The sequence below is a fragment of the Vibrio sp. 10N.222.46.A1 genome (genome assembly GCF_041473595.1).
GTDB lineage: Bacteria > Pseudomonadota > Gammaproteobacteria > Enterobacterales > Vibrionaceae > Vibrio > Vibrio tasmaniensis_A.
The window spans coordinates 1-417 of record NZ_JBFRSN010001588.1 but is presented as its reverse complement, the minus strand read 5'-3'; the positions used below and the strand labels follow the sequence as shown (position 1 = coordinate 417).

At 43.9% G+C, this 417-nt stretch carries 1 pseudogene; it reads right to left on the bottom strand.

Features of this window, described 5'->3' with window-relative positions:
* Positions 1–171: 171 nt before the first annotated feature.
* Positions 172–417, bottom strand: a pseudogene (locus AB4496_RS28285) (aminotransferase); the annotation flags it as partial.

Here is a 417-nt window from a genome sequence, read left to right as displayed (position 1 = left end):
TACTGTGATTGGTATAAGCAATGCTCCACTCGTATCTTGTGTTTGCACAGGGACACGAGACAGCGGATACAAAAAAGGCTCCTAAATAGGAGCCTTTTAAGCATAGAAGTGAATGAATACAAGTTAAAGTCTTTTAAAACAGCAAATTGTAGCCATCTTTCTTTGTGCTTATTAACCTTCGATGAGGTCGTCTTGGCTGTAGGTCTGTAAGAAGCGCTCTAGACGACCAATCGCGATTTCTAGATCTTCGATATGTGGCAGAGTCACGATGCGGAAGTGATCCGGTTTTGGCCAGTTGAAGCCAGTACCTTGAACCAATAGCACCTTCTCTTGCTTAAGGAAGTCGAGCACAAACTTCTGATCGTCTTTGATGTTGTACATCTTGGTGTCGATCTTAGGGAACAGGTACATCGCGCC